This is a genomic window from Peptoniphilus raoultii (genome assembly GCF_900099555.1).
GTDB lineage: Bacteria > Bacillota > Clostridia > Tissierellales > Peptoniphilaceae > Peptoniphilus_A > Peptoniphilus_A raoultii.
The window spans coordinates 1,555,984-1,572,582 of sequence record NZ_FMWM01000002.1 but is presented as its reverse complement, the minus strand read 5'-3'; the positions used below and the strand labels follow the sequence as shown (position 1 = coordinate 1,572,582).

At 32.3% G+C, this 16,599-nt stretch carries 19 protein-coding genes and 1 other annotated feature; of the genes, 14 read left to right on the top strand and 5 right to left on the bottom strand.

The genetic code is table 11. The features are described from left to right. Positions 1-7: 7 nt before the first annotated feature. The 10 genes from BQ4446_RS07790 (at position 8) to BQ4446_RS08495 (ending at position 9,617) form a co-directional block, all read left to right on the top strand. A complete protein-coding gene (locus BQ4446_RS07790; RefSeq protein ID WP_071028144.1) occupies positions 8-2,302 on the top strand; it encodes an ATP-dependent DNA helicase in 2,295 nt (764 codons plus the stop codon). 72 nt (positions 2,303-2,374) lie between these two features. Continuing rightward, positions 2,375-3,406, top strand: a complete 1,032-nt coding sequence (locus BQ4446_RS07785; RefSeq protein ID WP_071028142.1) for a hypothetical protein — start codon at positions 2,375-2,377, stop codon at positions 3,404-3,406. 99 nt (positions 3,407-3,505) lie between these two features. Beyond that, positions 3,506-3,655 (top strand): 50S ribosomal protein L33, encoded by a 150-nt coding sequence (gene rpmG, locus BQ4446_RS07780; protein WP_071028139.1) that lies wholly within the window; start codon positions 3,506-3,508, stop codon positions 3,653-3,655. A gap of 9 nt (positions 3,656-3,664) precedes the next feature. Continuing rightward, on the top strand, positions 3,665-3,880 hold the full coding sequence (gene secE / locus BQ4446_RS07775; RefSeq protein WP_071028135.1) for a preprotein translocase subunit SecE: 216 nt from the start codon (positions 3,665-3,667) through the stop codon (positions 3,878-3,880). Positions 3,881-3,894: 14 nt separating this feature from the next. Next, positions 3,895-4,434, top strand: a complete 540-nt coding sequence (gene nusG / locus BQ4446_RS07770; protein ID WP_071028132.1) for a transcription termination/antitermination protein NusG — start codon at positions 3,895-3,897, stop codon at positions 4,432-4,434. Positions 4,435-4,484: 50 nt separating this feature from the next. Beyond that, complete coding sequence (rplK, locus tag BQ4446_RS07765) at positions 4,485-4,910, top strand: 50S ribosomal protein L11 (protein ID WP_071028130.1); 426 nt, start codon at positions 4,485-4,487, stop codon at positions 4,908-4,910. 39 nt (positions 4,911-4,949) lie between these two features. After that, positions 4,950-5,651 (top strand): 50S ribosomal protein L1, encoded by a 702-nt coding sequence (rplA, locus tag BQ4446_RS07760; RefSeq protein ID WP_071028128.1) that lies wholly within the window; start codon positions 4,950-4,952, stop codon positions 5,649-5,651. Between the two features lie 201 nt (positions 5,652-5,852). Next, positions 5,853-8,855, top strand: coding sequence for an S-layer homology domain-containing protein (locus BQ4446_RS08175; RefSeq protein ID WP_083329063.1), 3,003 nt, complete (start codon positions 5,853-5,855; stop codon positions 8,853-8,855). A gap of 163 nt (positions 8,856-9,018) precedes the next feature. Next, positions 9,019-9,228 (top strand): helix-turn-helix domain-containing protein, encoded by a 210-nt coding sequence (locus tag BQ4446_RS08500; protein WP_209019099.1) that lies wholly within the window; start codon positions 9,019-9,021, stop codon positions 9,226-9,228. A gap of 23 nt (positions 9,229-9,251) precedes the next feature. Continuing rightward, the gene (locus tag BQ4446_RS08495; RefSeq protein WP_209019098.1) at positions 9,252-9,617 is read left to right on the top strand and encodes a hypothetical protein; all 366 of its coding nucleotides are present in this window, start codon (positions 9,252-9,254) and stop codon (positions 9,615-9,617) included. 65 nt (positions 9,618-9,682) lie between these two features. Here the strand turns inward: BQ4446_RS08495 and bioA are convergent, their stop codons facing one another. Genes bioA through BQ4446_RS07735 form a run of 3 tightly spaced genes read right to left on the bottom strand, consistent with a single transcriptional unit; the run spans position 9,683 to position 12,141 of the window. Next, positions 9,683-10,882 (bottom strand): adenosylmethionine--8-amino-7-oxononanoate transaminase, encoded by a 1,200-nt coding sequence (gene bioA / locus BQ4446_RS07745; protein ID WP_071028126.1) that lies wholly within the window; start codon positions 10,880-10,882, stop codon positions 9,683-9,685. A 10-nt stretch (positions 10,883-10,892) separates the two neighbouring features. Next, complete coding sequence (gene bioD / locus BQ4446_RS07740) at positions 10,893-11,576, bottom strand: dethiobiotin synthase (RefSeq protein ID WP_071028124.1); 684 nt, start codon at positions 11,574-11,576, stop codon at positions 10,893-10,895. 10 nt (positions 11,577-11,586) lie between these two features. Continuing rightward, on the bottom strand, positions 11,587-12,141 hold the full coding sequence (locus BQ4446_RS07735) for a biotin transporter BioY (RefSeq protein WP_071028122.1): 555 nt from the start codon (positions 12,139-12,141) through the stop codon (positions 11,587-11,589). A 138-nt stretch (positions 12,142-12,279) separates the two neighbouring features. Further along, positions 12,280-12,402 (top strand) — a sequence feature (ribosomal protein L10 leader region). Between the two features lie 6 nt (positions 12,403-12,408). On the opposite strand from BQ4446_RS07735, the gene rplJ reads away from it, so the two are divergent. Both rplJ and rplL read left to right on the top strand, forming a co-directional pair. Beyond that, positions 12,409-12,945, top strand: coding sequence for a 50S ribosomal protein L10 (gene rplJ, locus BQ4446_RS07730; RefSeq protein WP_071028121.1), 537 nt, complete (start codon positions 12,409-12,411; stop codon positions 12,943-12,945). A 22-nt stretch (positions 12,946-12,967) separates the two neighbouring features. Continuing rightward, the gene (gene rplL, locus BQ4446_RS07725; protein WP_071028118.1) at positions 12,968-13,354 is read left to right on the top strand and encodes a 50S ribosomal protein L7/L12; all 387 of its coding nucleotides are present in this window, start codon (positions 12,968-12,970) and stop codon (positions 13,352-13,354) included. Between the two features lie 60 nt (positions 13,355-13,414). Here the strand turns inward: rplL and BQ4446_RS07720 are convergent, their stop codons facing one another. Both BQ4446_RS07720 and BQ4446_RS07715 read right to left on the bottom strand, forming a co-directional pair. Then, a complete protein-coding gene (locus tag BQ4446_RS07720; protein ID WP_071028116.1) occupies positions 13,415-14,392 on the bottom strand; it encodes an electron transfer flavoprotein subunit alpha/FixB family protein in 978 nt (325 codons plus the stop codon). After that, entirely contained in the window at positions 14,392-15,183 is a 792-nt protein-coding gene (locus BQ4446_RS07715; protein ID WP_071028114.1) for an electron transfer flavoprotein subunit beta/FixA family protein, read from the bottom strand. Before BQ4446_RS07715 ends, BQ4446_RS07720 begins: the two co-directional genes overlap by 1 nt. A 414-nt stretch (positions 15,184-15,597) precedes the next feature. Here BQ4446_RS07715 and rpsJ point away from each other — a divergent pair, with 414 nt between their 5' ends. After that, complete coding sequence (gene rpsJ / locus BQ4446_RS07710; RefSeq protein WP_071028112.1) at positions 15,598-15,915, top strand: 30S ribosomal protein S10; 318 nt, start codon at positions 15,598-15,600, stop codon at positions 15,913-15,915. Positions 15,916-15,968: 53 nt separating this feature from the next. Then, positions 15,969-16,598: a 50S ribosomal protein L3 gene (gene rplC / locus BQ4446_RS07705; RefSeq protein WP_071028110.1), complete on the top strand. Its 630-nt coding sequence runs from the start codon at positions 15,969-15,971 to the stop codon at positions 16,596-16,598. Position 16,599 lies beyond the last annotated feature (1 nt).

Sequence of the window (16,599 nt, the reverse complement as noted above, 5' to 3'; positions counted from 1 at the left end):
TGGTTTTATGGAAGAGATAAGAATTTCTGTTAGAAATTTAATAGAATTTGTGAAGAGAAGCGGCGATATAGACAGAGGTTTTTATTCAAATGCAAGGGCCCTTCAGGGTATTTATGCCCATCAAAAAATGCAGGCCCTCTACAGTTCTTCCTACCAAAGAGAAGTTTTCCTTAAAGAAGTTTTTGAAATAGAGGGAGTAAAAATTACAGTTGAAGGTAGGGCAGACGGAATTGGATTTGAAGATGGTAAATATTTAGTTGACGAAATTAAGTCCACGACAAGGGATTTAGACGAGCTTTCCTATAATTCAAATATTCTTCATTGGGCACAGGCAAAATTTTATGCCTATATTTACGCAAAAAATAAAAATTTAGATGAAATTGATGTCCGCCTAACTTATTTTCAGCTAGAATCTGAAGAAAGTAAAAAAATTGTCCATAGCTTTTCCTTTGAGGAGCTTTCAGATTTTGCAAATGAAGTTATTTATGGATATTTGGAATTTTCAAAAAGACTTATTGAATGGCAAAAAATTAGAAATAAATCTTTAAAGGAGGCAAGATTTCCCTTTAAAAAATATAGGAAAGGTCAAAGGGAAATGGCCGTTGCCATCTATAGAAATATAATGGAGCGAAATAAAATTTTTTTGGAAGCTCCAACGGGTATTGGGAAGACAATGTCTGCCATTTTTCCATCCCTTAAATCCTTGTCGGAAGAGGGGATTGACAAGGTTTTTTATTTAGTTGCAAGGTCTACAGGAAAAATTTCTGGGGAAACGGCTATTTTTAAATTAATGGACAGGGGCCTTAGGATAAAATCCCTAAGCCTTACTGCCAAGGATAAAATCTGTATAAATGAAAAAGTATCCTGCAATCCAAAGGACTGTCCCTATGCCAAGGGTCACTTTGATAGGGTCAACAATGCCATAGTTGATATATTTGATTCTCTTGATGACTTTAGAAAAGAAAATATAGAAAAATTTGCAAGAATGCATCTAGTATGTCCCTTTGAATTTGAACTTGACCTTGCAAACTTTTCAGATTTTATCATTTGCGACTATAATTATGCCTTTGATCCCAATGTTTATTTAAAAAGATTTTTTGATTCATCTCTTGAATCCTATGTCCTTTTAATTGATGAAGCCCACAATCTTCCTGAAAGGGCAAGGACCATGTATTCTGCCTCTCTTTCTCTAAATAATCTTTTATTTCTAGAAGATAAAATTCCTCAATCTCTTAAAAAAATTAAAAGGGCCTTAGACAAAACAATAAAAGAATTTCAAAAGCTAGGGTCAAAAAAATTTTATTCCTATAAGCCCTTTAATGAATTTAATGAAGCAGCTGAAAAACTCATCTATTCTATGAATGAATTTTTAATTAAATACAAGGAAGACGAAAATTATGAGGACATTTTAGAAATATATTTTGAAATTTTTCACTACAATAAAATTATGGAATACTATAATGGAGATTTTGTTTCCCTAAAGGATGAAAATGAAATTAAACTTCTTTGCCTTGACACTAGGGAAATTTTCAAAAATCTTTTAAATAGAGCCTCTTCTTCATCATTTTTTTCTGCAACCTTAAGCCCTCTAAAATATTATGGTCACCTTTTAGGGGCAAATAAAGATTCTTATTTTTATAGGATAAAATCTCCTTTTGATCCGGGGAATTTTCTAGTGTTAAGGGATAAAAATATTTCAACCACCTATAAAGATAGACTTAATTCAATTGATACAATTGTAAAAAGACTTCTTAAATTTTCAGAAGTCAAGGGAAATTATATTTTCTTTTTCCCCTCCTATGCCTTTATGGAGTCAGTTTATGAAATTTATAAGGTCTTTGACCAAGGGACAATTATCCAGAAAAGGGATATGACAGAAAAAAATAGGGAAGAATTTTTGGATAATTTTAAATTTCACGAAAATATTAGGGCCTTTGCCGTTATGGGAGGAGTTTTTTCTGAAGGGATTGACCTTGTTGGCAAAAGGCTTATTGGAGCAGCAATTATTACCCTTGGTATACCGCAAATTTCCTATGAAAGAGATATTTTAAAATCCCATTTTCAAAATAAAATTCACATGGGTTATGAATTTGCCTATATCTACCCGGCCATAAATAAGGTTTCCCAATCTGCAGGCAGGGTAATAAGAAGTGAAGATGACAAGGGAGCCTTACTTTTAATTGACAAGAGATTTTCCCTTAAAAATTATTCTGATCTTCTTCCCAAATCATGGATCATAAATGACATAGAAGATAATAGACAAATGGATATACTTTTTAAAAAATTTTGGGATGAAAGTTAGAAATTTAAGCATATTTAAGTAATTTATTAAAAAATATCCATTTAAAAACAGTATAATTATTGTGGAGTTAATATGTTTTTCTTTACTTATAAAAATAATATTTTAGAGGCGTCCTCATTTATACAAATAGGACCCCTAGATTTTTTAATTTATGTTGAAAATAAAAATTTAATAATAGATTCATGTGCCTTAAATAATGAAGATTTTAGAAGGCTTGTAAATTTAAATCAAAAAAATTCTCTTTTATCAGAAAAATTAAAGGGCCTTTCCTATATTGACTACAAAAATCTAAGGCTTGATAATTTAGATTTTATGGAACTTGTAAATATTTATAGGGAAACTTTCAAGGATAAGACCTATAAAACTCATTCATTTAAGGAAAAATTAGTAAAAACCATGGAAAAAGTCTTGGAAAATTATAGGACGGGTGGCAAAAAAACAGATGTCTATTCTTTTAAGGCCTTAGTCAGACGTGCTCTTTGCACTGACATAAAAGGTGAAGATGAAGGCATAGAAAATCTAATTAATGAATACCTTTTGTTTTTAAAAATCAAGGCCTACGAATCCATGAGCCTTTACGAACTTTTAAATGAAAGGGACAGATTTTTCAATGTTCTTGTAGGCACAAGCGATATTAAGGACTTGGGTTTTCCAAAAGTCGACTTTGATACCCTAAAAAATAGGATTTATCCTGCCCTTAAAATTTTAATAAGATTTAAGGAAGATATTTATCTTTTAGAACTTTTTAATTTTTTTAGGGACTATGAACTTCAAAATCCTTTTACAATTTGCGAAAGAGAATACAAAAATAGGAGGAGGGGAGATTTTGTCTATTTAGACAATGCAATCCTAGCCTATAATTATGAATTTTTTGAAAAATTAGGCCTATCTACAAACTTTTTTATAGATGAGGTTAAGGATCTTTTCCCCTGGCAATTTCAATTTATAACAGAATATCTTTATGGTCTTGTTGCCAAATCAATTAGGAATGTAAAATATACTGTTAATTTTTATGAAAAATTAAATACAGTTTCAAGACTTTATGGAAATATTCCCTTCATAAAATATTTTCTTGACTATGTTAAGGGAATCATTAAAATATAAAAAAATCTTTACAAATACTTGATTTTATGGTAGATTATATTAGTAAAAATTTAAGGAGCCAAATGGCGGCTCTTTTTTTTGACATCAGGAGGTGTTTTTATGGCCGATAGAGTAGTTCTTGAATGTCCAGATTGCAAAAATAGAAATTATGTGACATACAAAAACAAGAAAAAAACTACACAAAGATTGGAATTAAAAAAATATTGTAAGTTTTGTAAAACTCATACCCTTCATAAGGAAACTAAGTAAGGAGGATTTATGGCAACTAAACAAGGAGCAAAAACCGAAGAAAAAAAAGGCGGTTTTGGTAAATATTTTAGAGGCGTGAAATCTGAATTTAAAAAGGTAGTATGGCCTACTAAAAAACAAATTATACAATATTCTTTAATTGTAATTGCAGCATCAATAGCATGTGCACTTTTACTTTCCCTATACGATAGATTATTAGTATTTCTATTAAAACCTATTTATTGATAGGAAGTGTTCAAGTGGATGAAAGAGAAGTAAACAAAGACGCTGCAAAATGGTATGTTATCCACACTTATTCAGGTTACGAAAATAAGGTTAAGGATAATATGGATGCAATGGTAACAAATAGAGGTATGGAAGATTTAATACAAGATATTAGAGTTCCCATGGAATCATATGTAGAGTCAAAGGACGGAGTTTCTAAGGCAAAAGAAAGAAAGATGTTCCCATCCTATGTACTTGTTAAAATGATTATGAATGACGAAACTTGGTACCTTGTAAGAAATACAAGAGGAGTAACAGGATTTGTTGGTCCTGCTTCAAAACCCGTTCCCCTAACCGATGAAGAAGTATTATTGCTTGGCGTTACAGATAATAAAGAATTATTTGGTAACTATGAAATAGGCGAAAGGGTAAGAGTTATTAATGGTCCCTTTGAGGAATTAGTTGGGACAATTGATTCCTTTAATTATGAAAAAGGAAAAGTCAAAGTAACTATATCAATGTTTGGTAGAGATACCTTAGTAGAATTAGATTTCAATCAAATTATTAAAGCTTAATTTAAGAAAATAGTGGGAGGGTAAACCCGAAATACCACAAGGAGGAAATAATGGCAAAGAAAGTCATAGCATTAGTAAAATTACAAATTCCAGCAGGAAAAGCAACACCGGCACCACCAGTAGGTACAGCACTTGGACCTCATGGTGTAAATATTATGCAATTTACAAAAGAATTTAACGCAAAAACAGCTGACCAAGCAGGAATGATTATTCCAGTAGTCTTAACTGTATATCAAGACAGATCATTTTCGTTTATAACAAAGACACCACCAGCAGCAGTTTTAATTAAAAAAGCTCTTGGACTTCAAAGTGCAAGTGGCGAACCAAACAAGAAAAAAGTTGGTAAGCTAACAAAAGCACAAGTTGAAGAAATTGCAAAAGTAAAAATGCCAGATCTTAATGCAGCATCCCTTGAAGCAGCTATGTCAATGGTAAAAGGAACTGCAAGAAGCATGGGTATTGAAGTAGAAGCGTAGTGGGAGACGAAGGTCGTAAGTACCACAAGGAGGTAAAGAATGCCAAAAAGAGGAAAAAAATATTTAGAAGCTGTTAAATTAATAAACAAGGAAAAGCTTTATGATGTTGATGAAGCAATTGAACTTGTTTTACAAACAGCAAAAGCAAAATTTGATGAAACAGTTGAATTAGCTATGAGACTTGGCGTTGATCCAAGACATGCTGACCAACAAGTTAGAGGAACTGTTGTACTTCCAAATGGAACGGGAAAATCCATTAAAGTTTTAGTTCTTGCAAAGGGTGATAAAATTAAAGAAGCAGAAGAAGCAGGAGCAGACTATGTAGGCGGCGAAGAATTAGTTGAAAAAATTAGAACTGAAAACTGGTTTGATTTTAACGTTGTAATTGCCACACCTGATATGATGGGAGTAGTTGGAAAAATCGGTAGAGTTTTAGGACCTAAGGGCCTAATGCCAAACCCAAAATCAGGAACAGTTACTTTTGATGTTGCAGCAGCAGTAAGCGAAACTAAAGCAGGTAAGGTTGAATATAGGGTAGATAAAGCTGCTATAATTAACGTACCTATTGGAAAAGTTTCTTTTGGACAAGAAAAATTAAGAGAAAATTTTGACACTTTATCAGATGCAGTCATAAAAGCAAAACCAGCAGCTGCTAAAGGTCGTTACCTAAAATCTGTAACAATTTCAACAACAATGGGACCTGGAATCAGATTAAATGGTGAAAAATTAATGGCCAAATAAAACACCAAAGAGCCGAATTTTCCGGCTCTTTTTTAGTACCATAAAAGTGTAAGTGGAAGTAATATTCTATTTGCACTTTTTATTGTGGAAAATTAGATACATATAGTTACTTATTATTGAACACAGCAATTTTCAGTTGATTTCCTCTGTAAAAAAAGGTTATAATAAATATAAATATATAATAAACTTTTGGAGGAGGATATGAAAAGATATTTAGCGAAAATTTTGACAATGGTGCTTATAATATCTTGTGGATTTATTTTTATAGGCCAGAAAACCTTTGCTGAAGAAATTTCAGGACAAGTAACTGAAGAAAATCAACTGGGGGGGGGTATAACAAATATCCCTGAGAACAAACCACCGGATAAAAAAGGTTTAGAAGAAACTTTAGAACATAGAAATGGGCAGAAAATACAAAACTTTTTGGGCAATCCTCAAAAATTGTCTGAGGAAAAGACTTTTATAGTTATAAAAGATGACGACAATACAGAAATTGGTCGATTTGATCATTTAAATGATGCAATTCTTGAGGCAGAAAAACAACCTGAGGAAACAAAAATTACTGTATTGCAAACGAAAGACTTTGATATAGGGAAAGACAGTGGAGTGGCAACGGTCAATAGGACATTTATTACTTTAAAGTCTTCGGATAATCAACAAAAAAAAATTACCATTAATAAGTGGAAGAATGTACTTTATGTTAATTCCAAGTTAATGGTAGAAAATATTGTAATAGACGGAAATAAACAGGGATCGGCATTTTCTGTGATGCCAAATGAAGACCAAAAAGGGATTCTTACTCTAAATAATTGTGTAATTCAAAATTGTAAAAATGATGACCCGAATACTTTCTATCATGTCGCAATTTTTGTCTCTGGTAACGGTAAGCTTATACTTAATAACACAACTATAAAAAATAATGTCAATGCAACTAAATACGACCGGACCAAATTTAATGGCGTTCAATCTATTGGGTCTGGTATTTATGCAACAGACAATGCGACTTTAACGATTAACGATTCTTATTTTGAAAACAATATTACAGAAAAATATGGAGGTGCAATTTGCTCAGGTTCTGATTGCACAGTCAATTTAAAAAATGTTACCTTTAAAAACAATTTAGCAGATAGTATTGGTGGTGCAATCTTTGCTTATGGGTCACTTTCTATAGAAAGTTGTTTCTTTGAGGAAAATAAAGCTTCTAGCGGTGGAGCTATAGGTGTTATGAAAAATGTTGAAATTAAAGAGACCTCTTTTACCAGAAATGTTGCACAATATGGTGGAGCTATCATAGAATATGGTGGAGAGTTAGTAATTAAAGAAAATAGTACATTTGAAAGCAATGAAGCTACTAAACAAGGAGGAGCAATATATAATTCTGGTAAGCTAAATGTAGAAAGTTCAAATTTTTCAAATAACTTTGCAGAATCTGGCGGCGGTGCTATCTTTATTAAAGATAATAATAGCAATGAAAACAAGGTCTTAAATTCTACTTTTACTGAAAATTCGTCTAAATTTGGTGGAGGGATCTATGTAAATGTTAATTCAAAACTAGATGTTGAGAAATCAAATTTTAAGAAAAATGAAGCTGCCTATGGAGCAGGAATTTCAAGTGCTGTTTCGGGAGATGTTAAGGATTGTAAAATAAAAATAGCATTTTCAACATTTGAAGAAAACAAGGCGTTTTTAGGTGCAGGAGTTTTCACGGCTTTTCCAACAGAAATAAGTAGTGCTAAATTTATAAAAAATTATGCTGATGTACATTCACAAGATGATCAAAAAAATCCTCATGAGTCAGGATGTGGAGGAGCACTATATGTAATGGATAATAAAACGACAATAACTGGTTCGGAATTTATAGAAAATGGTGCATATGGTTCAGGAGGAGCCATAAGTATTAATGGTGTCAATAGAGATAAAGACGGTAAAATAACGAGTCTTAAAGCAAATATATCAGTAGATATTTCTAATAGTACAAAGTTTGAAAAAAATGAAGTTAAAGTTGGACAAGGCGGCGCTATTTACACAATACCCTATGAGTATAAATATGAAATAAAAGATAACAAGGCATATAAAAATTTAAATATAGACGAAACAACACTATTTTTAAATAATAAATCTGCAGAAGGACTTTTTGTCCCACCTAAAAATTATAAAGATTTTACTAACTTAAAATTTAGTAATAAATCCGATGTAAAACATGAAATATTGCAAGTAGAAAGTCTTTTAAATAATTATGATATAAATTACAAAAATGAAATGAGAATTATAACTTATGATGCAAATGGTGGAAAGTTTTCTGATGGTAAAACCATTAAATCATATGAATATGAAATTAATAAAGTAATCAAAATAATAGAAGCGCCAACAAGAGAAGGATATAAATTTTTATATTGGAAAGGTTCGGTATATAAACCTAACGATGATTACAAAGTAATAGACCATCATAAATTCATCGCTCAATGGGAAAAGAAAGAAGAACCAAAGCCAGAACCAATTCCTAAAATAGAATTTAAAGAACATGAATACACAAAGACCTATCCTGTTGTTGCAAAATTGCCAGAAAAGGCTCAAACCCACATAGAGTATTTGTCAGGATATCCTGATTTAAGAGTAAAAGCTGATGGAAATATAAAAAGAGCAGAGGCTGTTACTATGCTTGTTAGATTAAAAGGCTATCAAATTCCTCTACAAAATGATTATAAGAAAATCTATAAAGATGTTTTAGAAAATTCATGGTACAGACCATTTATTGAAGTGGCATTTAAGGAAGGAATTTTAGAAGAAAAAGAAGGAGAAAACTTTAGACCTGATGAAAATATTACAAGAGGAGAACTGGCAAAATTAATTTCTCATGTCGATGCAAAAAATAGTGCAAAAACAAGTTTTACAGATATTGAAGGCTATAAATACAAAGATGCTATTGAACAGGCCTTTGCCAACAAAAGAATAACAGGCTATCCAGACAACACATTCAGACCAGATAAGGAAATAACAAGAGCAGAAACAGTAACAATACTAAATAAACTTTTTGACAGAATGGTAAGAGAAAGAGGCCTAAAGGATGTCCGAATTGCAAAATTTATAGATTTAGATAAAAATCACTGGGCATATTACGAAATTATTGAAGCATCTCATACTCATGAATATGAAAGAATTGAGGGTGCTGGAATTGAAGAAAAATGGTTAAAAATAATTAAATAGTTTAAGAGTCCCTGAAATTCAGGGGCTTTTTTATTATTTTAAAGACTTTGCATATAAAAATAAAAGGGATACTTTCCAATTAAATTATAGATAATTTTTAACTTTACTCTTAGTAGGTATTAAAAATTTTAATGCGAGGTATAATAAAAAAGAGGTGTTAAATATGAATCAATATCTCACAGGTCTTATGATAAAAGAACTTAGAGAGAAAAGTAAAATGACTCAAAAAGAATTAGCTGAAAATTTAAGTGTGAGTGATAAAACAGTTTCTAAATGGGAAAGAGGACAAGGCTATACAGATATTGCACTGCTTGAATCAATAGCTAAGGTTTTTTCAATTTCTATATCAGAGCTTATTCGGGAGTTGCAGTAAACAATACAAATAGAGCTACAAATATGATGAAGTCTAATTTTTATGTCTGTTCAGTTTGTGGAAATGTAATTCATTCTATTGGGGATGTAGACGTTCGCTGTCACGGAATAAAACTTGAACCTGAATTAGCTGAAGAGGTAGATGAAGGACACAAAATTCAAATTGAGAAGATAGAAGATGAATATTATGTGAGAATTGAAAATGAGATGAGAAAAAATCACTACATCTCTTTTATAGCTGCAGTATCAGATGGAAAGATTGAAATAGAAAAGCTTTATCCACAGCAAGATCCTCAAGCTAGATTTAAAATAAATAGAGTGAGAAGAATTTTATTTTATTGTAATGGCGATGGACTTTTCTATAAGGATATAAAAATAAATAGAAATTAAAAAAGGGCACTGCCTGTGCCCTATGAGTATCCCTTATTAAACCATAAATGGATCTTATAAATTATTTAATTAGCAAACCATTCTTTCATAGTTCCAAGAACTTTTGTAAGCTCATCATATTCTATTACATAAGGAACCATGGAATAAATGTATTTAATAAAGGGTCTTGCAAAAATTCCTCTTTCATAGGCAAAGTCTTGATAACCATTAAGAGTTTTTGAATCTTTAACTTCGATACAGCACACATTTCCCATTATTCTAATTTCCTCAATCCTATCGTCAGAGAAACCTTCCATTTCTTCTCTTTCAACTTCTTCAATATGCTTAACCTTATCCATATAATTATTTATTTCAAAAATTTCAAGAGCTTTAAGAGATACTGAACAAGCTAGAGGATTGCCCATAAAAGTTGGTCCGTGCATAAATGCGTGATTAGGATCATCATCATAAAAAGCATCGAAAACTTTTTTATTTGCAACGGTTGTAGCATGTCCAATATATCCTGCAGTAAGTGCCTTTCCAAGAACAAGAATATCTGGAAGAACAACATCGGCTACAAATCTGTGACCGGTTTTTCCGAATCCAGTTGCAACTTCATCGAAGATTAATAGCACATTGTACTCATCACAAAGTTCTCTTGCTCTTTTTAAGAAAGAAATATCATACATTCTCATTCCGCCAGCACCTTGTAGAAGTGGCTCAACAATAAAAGAATTTAGTTTATATCCATATTTTTCAAATGCTTCTTCTAATAGAGAGGTTTCTGTTGGGACATGAACTACATAAGGGCTTTCGCCATAGGCATTAAGGACAAAGTGGTAGTCTTCGTCATCGCCAACTTCCATTGTTTTGAAAGTATCTCCATGATAAGAATTAGTAAGAGATAAAATCATAGTTCTGTCATTAATTCCTTGATTTACATAAAATTGAAGAGCCATTTTAAGAGCAACTTCAACTGCAACTGATCCAGAATCGGAGAAGAAAGGATAGTCTAAATCTCCTGGAAGAAATTCCTTCAACTTATTTGAAAGTTTTTCCACTGGCTCATGAGTCAATCCTCCAAGCATAATATGTGAAAAATTATCCACTTGGTTTTTGATAGCTTCGTTTAATTCTTTATTTTTGTAACCGTAAATTACACTCCACCATGAAGACACAGAATCAATTAGTTTCTTGTCTTTAGTGTATAAATAAACTCCTTCTGCATCAATAACCTTAATAGGTTTTTTCATTGTTTTCAGCTGTTCATATGGATACCAAATCATTTTTTCACTCCTATTCGTATAAAGATTCAAATAATTCTTTTGAAATATCTATGTCTGTGTCGCCCTTTTTAACACAAGCAATTACTTTTAATCCAGTAAGGTATTCACACATTTTGATATTATCTTCTTGCATAATATCGCCTTCGATATAATTATTAAAAATAATTGCCTTTAAATTAAGGCCTTTTTCTTTCATATAAAATGCAGTTAAGGCTATGTCATTAATAGTTCCAAGACCCGTATCAGCCACTAAAATTGAAGATAATTTGCATGCTTTTATAAAATCTTCTAAGAAAATTTTCTTATCACCAAATCTAAGCGGACATAAAATTCCACCGGATCCTTCAAGCGTAATATAATCATATTTATCTTTTATACTTTCATAATTTTCTTTTGCAACTTTTAAATCAACGGGATTTCCCTCGATTTTAGAAGCAAGATGTGGTGAAACTGCTCTTTCGTATACATAAGGGCACATTTCATCGAGAGATTGTTCAATTTCTGCCATGTCTTTTACAAACTTAGCATCTCCTGGAATTAATTTGCCATTTTCATTTTTTATATTTCCACTCATTGCAGCCTTATAATAAGCTGATTTAAAGCCGTATTCTTTCAATTTTTTAACTATTAAAGCTGCAATATATGTCTTTCCAATATCGGTACCTGTACCTGTAATAAAAATACTTTTACTCAAAATATCACTCCTAATAATAACTTTTCTTTAAAACGGGGATTAGTCTTTTTCCTAAAAAAGCTCCAATAAAACACAATAAAATATCTCCGGGGACTGCTAAGATAAAGCAGTATAAAAGAAGAGTCCAGACCCCAATTGGTGAATTCAAATAGAAATTACTGATTAAATAGTAGTAAACCATCCCAAAGAGATAAACAATTAAAAGTCCAGAAAAATTTGCGATTAATAATTTCTTAATATTTGGCTTGTCACCACTGTATGCAATCTTACCAGTAACATAAGCACCAAAGGCAAAACCAATTATGTAACCAAAACTTGGCTTAAAAATATAAGCGATTCCGCCGCCTTCAGTAAAAATTGGAAGTCCAATTAGGCCAATAATTATGTAACAAGTTACGGAAATAAAACCAAGTTCTGGCCAGAGTAGTAGCCCTGCAAGCATAGTAAATAAAAATTGCATTGTGAAGGGAACAAGGGGAATGGGTATTTTAATAAATGCTCCTACTGCTATTAGTGCTATAAATAAAGCACATAAAACTAAGTCTTTAGTTTTAAGATTTTTCATGCGTATGTCCTCCTAATTGTAATAACATATTATAAAATATTATCTTGCAGATTCATTGTCAATTATTTTTAATAAAAGGTAGACGTAAAATAGATAAAAAAATTTGAAAAAATATTTGACAATTATATTAAGAGTCTATATAATATGAAATGTTAGCCGCAGACAGTAGGTGACTTTGTCTTAATATCCTACCGAGGTTTGAGAATTCGATGTTATAATTTTCAAGTCTCACATAGCGGTGTGAGATTTTTTTATGGAGGTGAGAAGGTGAAAGAAGAAAAACTTAAAGCCAAAGAAGCCGTTGTTTCTGAAATTAAAGAGAAGATAGAAAGGGCACAATCAATTGTATTTTTAAACTACAGAGGTCTTAACGTTGAAGAAGCTACTGAACTTAGAAATAAATTTAGGGATGCGGAAGTTGAATATAAGGTATATAAAAATACTATGATGAGACTTGCCTTTAAAGAACTTGGTTACGATGGCCTTGATGAAATTCTTAAAGGACCTTCAGCCATAGCTATGGGTATGGCAGATCCTGCAAGTGCTGCAAAAATTGCAACTGAATATGCAAAAGATCATGCAGAACTTGAAATCAAATCAGGAATAGTAGACGGAAAAATTTTATCAATTCCAGAAGTGGATGCTTTAGCAAAATTACCGTCTAAGGAAGTATTAATAGCTCAAGTTCTTGGTGGCTTAAATGCACCAATTCAAGGACTTGCAAATGTATTAAACGGAACGATAAGATCACTTGCAATAGTTTTAAATGCTATTGGAGAAAAGAAAAGCGAAGAAGCAGCTTAATAATTAATTAGGAGGAAATAAAATGTCAGAAAGAACAGAAAAACTTATAGAAGAAATTAAAGAACTTACAGTTTTAGAATTATCAGAAGTAGTAAAGGCTCTTGAAGAAGAATTCGGAGTATCAGCAGCAGCTCCAATGGCAGTTGCAGCAGCACCAGCAGCAGCAGGAGCAGCACCAGCTGCAGCAGCAGAAGAAAAAACTGAATTTGATGTAGTTTTAACAGAAGCTGGTCAAGAAAAAGTAAAAGTTATTAAAGTAGTTAAAGATCTTACTGGACTTGGACTTAAAGATGCAAAGGCACTTGTTGACGGAACACCAAAAGCTGTTAAAGAAGGCGTAAGCGCTGACGAAGCTAACGAAATCAAAGCTAAACTTGAAGAAGTTGGAGCAACTGTAGAAGTTAAGTAAAAATTTTTAAATCAAAAAAGAGTAGTCACTTTAAAATGACTACTCTTTATTTTTGCATATTTATTTATTTTTAAGTTTTTCTGTAAGTTTTGGAAGTATTTCAAAGAGGTCTGCCACAATACAGTAGTGGGAAACTTGTAATATTGGTGCCTTAGGGTCATTATTAATGGCAATTATAAGTTTTGAATTTTTCATACCATTTAAATGCTGAATGGCTCCGGAAATTCCAATTGCAAAATAAATGTCTGGCTTAACAATATTTCCGCTTACTCCAATTTGATAGTCGCTGGGGCAGATGCCCAAATCGCAAACCGGTTTCGATGCTGCAACATGACCTCCAACTGCATCTGCAAACTCTTCAATTAAATGCCAATTTTTGCTTTCGCCTATACCCATACCTCCAGCCACAATAATTTTTGCCTTGCTTATATCCTTAATCTTATTTAAAAGCTCCTTGGAATTTAAAATTTCGCTTACTATTAAATCATCGGAAATTTCCAAATCCTCTTTAATAACTGCTCCCCTTAAATTATCATTTTCTTTAGCAGGTAGGAAGGCCCTTCCTCCTATTGTTGCCATAAGGGGGCTTGTTGTTATTCTTATGTCAGAATATAATTTGCCGTCAAAAGTTGGCCTTATAAATTTTATGTCGCCCTCGTCTATATCAAGGTCTGAACATTCAGCAACAAGACCTATTTTTCTTCCTGCACAAATTCTTGCGGCCAGCTCTCTGCTATTAAAAGTAGCTGAAAATAAAATTAAATGGGGCTTATATTTATCTATTAATTTATTTAGGGCCTCTTCATAGGGAAGAGTCCTATAAATTTCCAAATTTTTATTATTTACATATAAAACCTTGTTAGCTCCATAAAAAATTGACTTTTGGCAAATTTCATCCTTTTTTGGCCCGAAAATTACAGCTGTCAAATCTTTTTTCAAATCATCTGCAATTTTTCTTGCCTTATTCATTATTTCCTTAGAAAGCTCTGACAAGTCATTTTTTTCTTCTTCAATAAAAACCCAAATATTATTTGCCATTATTCTATTACCTTTCTTTCTCTTAATATATCAATAAGTCCCTTAACTTTTTCGTCAATACTACCTTCAATAAATTGTCCAGGCTCATTATGAACAGGTGGAAAAACTTCTTTTACTATGGTAGGTGAACCCTTTTGACCAATTCTATCCTCATCAAAGTCCACGTTTTCTGAAGACAAAATTTTTATTTCAGCCTCTTGGGCAATTTCTTCACGACCACGAGAAAATTTTGAAGGTCTTGGTACTGAATCCTTTAGAGCAGTTACAAGTAAGGGAGCTTTTGCCCTAACTTCTTCCTCTCTATCATTAGAGATTCTTGTCACAATAAAAGATTCATCTTCATATTTTATATCCTTAATAAAAGACAATAGATTAAAGTCTAAAAATTTAGAAAGTTCAGGGCCGACTTGACCAGTATCCCCATCTAAAGTTGAGTCACCCGTTATAATTAAATCAAAATCCCCCAAAGATTTTATGGCACGGGAAAGGGAATAGGAAGTTGCCAAAGTGTCTGAACCCTTAAAGGCCATATCAGATAATAAATAGGCTTTGTCAGCGCCCATTTGAATTGCATCACGCAAAAATTTTTCGGCAGCCATTGTTCCCATACTTAAGACAGAAATTTCTGTATCATCTAAAGCATCCTTAATATTTAAGGCAAACTTAAGACCGCAAAGGTCAGATGGATTTACAACCATCCTCATAGATGAGCGGTCCAAATTATTTGTAACAGGATCTATTTTTGCCTCCCTTACATTAGGAACAAGTTTTAAGCATACTAAAATTTTCATAAACACCTCTCCTTTATATTTATTCTAATTATATAACAAATCAAAAGCTTTTTCTATTAGACAAAAATATTGCTCATTAATGTGAGAAGTTTATAAATAAATTATTTAGTAAAAAATATAAAGGAAAAACTTAATTTATAAAATCCTATAAAAAACCTCCATAGAATTTTTACAAAAAATATAAGAAAATCTTAAAAAACGTCTTTACATTCGGCTTTCTATCCTATATAATATTTAGGCATGAAAATTTGCTGCGATGAAATTATAAGTTGCTCATTCGCACGGAAAAGGCGGCTGAGGTAATTATAATGGAGAAGTCGGACTAGATTCCGGCGGGGATATTTTCTAATGCGGCCATATAAAACACTAGGCTGCGTGTATCGATCCCCTTCGCATTATGCCAAGGAGGTAAATATGTCAAACAATGCAAAACAAAAAATTAGAATTAAGCTAAAAGCTTATGATCATGAATTACTTGACAATTCAGCAACGAGAATAGCTGAAGCAGCTAAGCAAACAGGTGCTGTTGTTTCAGGTCCAATTCCTCTTCCAACTGAAAGAGAAATTATTACTATCTTAAGAGCTGTTCATAAGTACAAGGATTCGAGAGAACAATTTGAGCAAAGAACTCACAAACGTCTTATTGATATCATTAATCCTACTCAAAAAACTGTAGATTCTTTAATGAAACTCAATTTGCCAGCAGGCGTTGATATAGAAATCAAACTATAAGACTTTGCTTTATATGACTAGGAATAGTCCGCTGTAAAAAATAGGAGGTAAACATGAAATATTTAATTGGTCGTAAAATTGGTATGACACAAATTTTTGACGAAAACGGAACTGTTACTCCTGTCACTGTTATTGAAGTTGAACCAAATGTTGTAGTACAAAAAAAGAGCCTAGAATCTGATGGCTATAATGCTATTCAATTAGGAGCTGGCTCTCTTAAGGAAAAAAAGGTTAATAAGCCTACTAAAGGACACTTTGATAAGGCAGGGGTTGAATACAAAAAGTATTTATCCGAAGTTCGCGTTGATAATGCTGAAGAGTATAATCTAGGCGATGAAATTAAGGCAGATATCTTTGAAGTTGGAGAACACATTGATGTTACTGGAACTTCTAAGGGTAAAGGAACCGCTGGTATCATTAAGCGTCATGGCTTTGGCCGTGGTAGAGAAACTCACGGTTCTAAATTCCACAGAATGCCTGGCGGTATGGGTGCGGCATCATATCCCGGAAAGGTATTTAAGAATCACAGAATGGCAGGCAAGATGGGTAACGAAAGAGTTACTGTACAAAATCTTGAAATTGTTAGAATAGATGCTGGAAAAAATTTGATTTTAGTTAAGGGTGCTATTCCTGGAAATAAAAAATCAAAAGTTATCCTAAAAAGCACTGTTAAGAGAGCGTAAG

Bases quoted from the DNA above. Each gene is read 5' to 3' on its own strand.
- BQ4446_RS07790 (WP_071028144.1), top strand. From the start codon at position 8: ATGGAAGAGATAAGAATTTCTGTTAGAAATTTAATAGAATTTGTGAAG.
- BQ4446_RS07785 (WP_071028142.1), top strand. From the start codon at position 2,375: ATGTTTTTCTTTACTTATAAAAATAATATTTTAGAGGCGTCCTCATTT.
- rpmG (WP_071028139.1), top strand. From the start codon at position 3,506: ATGGCCGATAGAGTAGTTCTTGAATGTCCAGATTGCAAAAATAGAAAT.
- secE (WP_071028135.1), top strand. From the start codon at position 3,665: ATGGCAACTAAACAAGGAGCAAAAACCGAAGAAAAAAAAGGCGGTTTT.
- rplK (WP_071028130.1), top strand. From the start codon at position 4,485: ATGGCAAAGAAAGTCATAGCATTAGTAAAATTACAAATTCCAGCAGGA.
- rplA (WP_071028128.1), top strand. From the start codon at position 4,950: ATGCCAAAAAGAGGAAAAAAATATTTAGAAGCTGTTAAATTAATAAAC.
- BQ4446_RS08175 (WP_083329063.1), top strand. From the start codon at position 5,853: ATGAAAAGATATTTAGCGAAAATTTTGACAATGGTGCTTATAATATCT.
- BQ4446_RS08500 (WP_209019099.1), top strand. From the start codon at position 9,019: ATGAATCAATATCTCACAGGTCTTATGATAAAAGAACTTAGAGAGAAA.
- BQ4446_RS08495 (WP_209019098.1), top strand. From the start codon at position 9,252: ATGATGAAGTCTAATTTTTATGTCTGTTCAGTTTGTGGAAATGTAATT.
- bioA (WP_071028126.1), bottom strand. From the start codon at position 10,882: ATGATTTGGTATCCATATGAACAGCTGAAAACAATGAAAAAACCTATT.
- BQ4446_RS07735 (WP_071028122.1), bottom strand. From the start codon at position 12,141: ATGAAAAATCTTAAAACTAAAGACTTAGTTTTATGTGCTTTATTTATA.
- rplL (WP_071028118.1), top strand. From the start codon at position 12,968: ATGTCAGAAAGAACAGAAAAACTTATAGAAGAAATTAAAGAACTTACA.
- BQ4446_RS07720 (WP_071028116.1), bottom strand. From the start codon at position 14,392: ATGGCAAATAATATTTGGGTTTTTATTGAAGAAGAAAAAAATGACTTG.
- BQ4446_RS07715 (WP_071028114.1), bottom strand. From the start codon at position 15,183: ATGAAAATTTTAGTATGCTTAAAACTTGTTCCTAATGTAAGGGAGGCA.
- rpsJ (WP_071028112.1), top strand. From the start codon at position 15,598: ATGTCAAACAATGCAAAACAAAAAATTAGAATTAAGCTAAAAGCTTAT.
- rplC (WP_071028110.1), top strand. From the start codon at position 15,969: ATGAAATATTTAATTGGTCGTAAAATTGGTATGACACAAATTTTTGAC.